2 protein-coding genes and 1 pseudogene are annotated in these 1,928 nt (G+C 41.6%); all 3 read left to right on the top strand.

The features are described 5' to 3' along the window. Window positions 1–140 (top strand): transposase (locus tag DZ54_RS24510; protein ID WP_164831623.1); only part of this gene is annotated, 140 nt, incomplete at its 5' end. A 60-nt stretch (window positions 141–200) separates the two neighbouring features. Further along, entirely contained in the window at window positions 201–1,031 is an 831-nt protein-coding gene (locus DZ54_RS0116795) for a hypothetical protein (protein ID WP_025675353.1), read from the top strand. 363 nt (window positions 1,032–1,394) lie between these two features. Beyond that, window positions 1,395–1,787, top strand: a pseudogene (locus DZ54_RS0116790) (helix-turn-helix domain-containing protein); the annotation flags it as partial. Between the last annotated feature and the right edge of the window lie 141 nt (window positions 1,788–1,928).

The following is a 1,928-nucleotide window of genomic DNA, read 5'->3' as shown; positions in this document are numbered from 1 at the left end:
ATCGACATTTAGTTGAGAACGCTTTCGCGAGGATTAAGCACTTCCGAGCAATATCAACGAGATATGATAAGTTAGCAAGAAATTACGCCAGTATGGTATCACTGGCGTTTACTATAATGTGGCTGCCGATGTATTGCTGAATAAAATGTGTACAGCAAAGATCAACACGCCCTAGTAAGGTTGAGTTTTCTGGCGTTATTATGGATGTAGATCGTCTATCGGACAATGCCGAAGCGAAATCCAATTGTTGGGACTCATGGATGACCTTTAACAGAAACTCAGGAGCATCTGCCTCATATCTAGAAAATTCGATCCCTGAAACGCTTTTTTCTGATAAGAATGATGGTGGCGTCAGCGCAGTTAAGTTGATTGGGTTAGCCAATTCGCAAGGCCAAAAACTTTATACCTTTGACAAAGCCAACATCTCATTGGCAGAAACTTTGCCATTAGATAACGATGTGAGACAAGAAATTTATCAAGCTGTTCAGGTTGGAAATACTGTCACAATCCATGAAAGTCCTATCACTGTTAATGGTTGGAGTGGGTACGGCTACGTCAAAATTGATCCCGAAACGGGATCGGGTGCCTATAAAATTTCAGGAGGGGCTAATGGTGGTGTATGGTCCGGAGTTTTTGCGTCTATAGGAGGCTTCTTTGATGGGCAATCTAAGTTTAAGGACCATTGGTTTAATCCAGGAAATTCTCTTTTATACTCTCGTTTAGCGAAGATGTTTGGAACTGCAAGCTTAGCTATATCCATCATAGACACTATACTGAATCCAGAATTAACAACTGGTCAAAAGGTCGGTCAGGTAGTCATAAATACCGCTGCTTTTATTGGCTCTTATGCACTTTCTAGTTACTTGGTTTCTACACTTGGTACTGGATTGGTTGTTGGTGGCCCTGTTATAATGCTCAGCTTATTGCTTGTGACTTTGGCAATTTTGCAGTCAATACTGGTTAGCTTAATTATCGAGTCATATTTGACTAATAGAAATCATAAAGATAACAAAGAAGGATTATTAGCTTGATACCAAAAAGGGGTATTATTCCCAGCATTGCCGGGTCGGTAGTTGGTTATTGGTTAGCTCGGCAGTGCGAAGGTTTCCATCGTCTACTGCTTGGAGAGTTTCCGTTTTTTCAAGATAAATCCATGCTTTTCATTTTTTGGTTCCAATTATTGCTATATCGGTGATTATAGAAAATAAATACGTATGGGGTAAGCTTATAAAATTGGAAACAAACGCAGATGTGTGGGGTGTTTCATTTGGATTCCTAATAGGGTTTGTAACATTAGGTATCTATTAGATTTATATAGGCAATTAAATTTTCATATACCCGTGATCATTGAAGATGCTTGATTTTACGTAAAAAGAGGATCATGATTCTCACCGATGAAAGTGACTTTAACCAAACAGCAAAAGCAGGAACTTGACCGCCAACACGGAACCACTCGTGATGGGCGAGTGCGCGATCGCATCAAAGCAGTGTTACTGACATCTGAAGGTTGGAGCACGGTGATGATTTCTCAAGCACTGCGTATTAACGAAACAACAGTACGGCGTCATCTTAAGGACTACGCGACTGCTGAGAAGCTCAAGCCCGAGAACGGTGGCTCAAACAGTCGTTTGTCCGCTCCTCAAACATTGGCCTTGATTGACCATTTGACCGACAATACCTACTCCCACACCCACCAGATTGTCACGTATGTGCAGAGTCAGTTTGGTGTGTGCTACTCCGTTGCTGGCATGAACAAATGGCTGCACCACAACGGCTTTAGCTATAAAACCGAGTTTCCGCACCTAATTTAGGAATAAACCGTTTCGTATAACTGACCCAATAGTTTCAGCAATCGTCGTTGGTGTTCTCGTACACCGGTTATGAAGCTCTGACCACCGAATTCGAGTGTATCGATCCCTTCAAATTTA

The sequence above is a fragment of the Salinivibrio socompensis S35 genome, assembly GCF_000513715.1.
Taxonomy (GTDB): Bacteria; Pseudomonadota; Gammaproteobacteria; order Enterobacterales; family Vibrionaceae; genus Salinivibrio; species Salinivibrio socompensis.
The sequence above is the reverse complement of the archived record's forward strand: the minus strand, read 5'-3'. Positions and strand labels throughout refer to the sequence as shown.